Here is a 564-nt window from a genome sequence, read left to right as displayed (position 1 = left end):
CGATAACGGAGATAGTAAAGATTTTAATTCTGATTCCATTGACTTTAAATTATCTTCAAAATCACTCATTGATATATCAAGCCCTATTTTATTTGCATCTTCGTTATATGTATTCAAAAAAGTTCTTAGTTCCTTCAGCTCTTTGTTTTGTTGTTTTTCATACTAGAGGAAGCTTTTTTATTATTTAAGGACTTTACTACTTATATATTTATAAAATTCTTTTCTCACCAATTTCTTTAAATTTCTTAGGTTATTTTCCTCGGAATAATTAATTGTTTGAATAATTTTTTCTAGATCTTCTAGTGAAAGTTCATCTTCAGTTTTTTCTTTATAATCTTTTATTACTTTCTTCACATATTCCTTTCGATCCTCTGCATTTAAATATGAACATTCAAAAACCAAACTAAACCTTGACCTAAGTTCCGAAGGTACCTCTTTAAAAAAGTCCTCTTTACTAAAATTAGAAGTAAAAACAATTATATAGCCATCTAAATCGTGAATGTTTCCCAAAGCATCATCAAATCGTCCCTCTTCTAATAATTGCAAGAAAAAATTATGTATGGC

General features: G+C 27.5%; 1 protein-coding gene. It reads right to left on the bottom strand.

The features are described from left to right. Positions 1-180: 180 nt before the first annotated feature. A partial coding sequence (locus AC1DWA_RS33125) for a hypothetical protein (protein WP_477917683.1) occupies positions 181-564 on the bottom strand: 384 nt, incomplete at its 5' end.

This window comes from Rhodococcus sp. P4_F3_2, from assembly GCF_056401335.1.
This window is presented reverse-complemented; position numbering and strand designations above follow the sequence as displayed.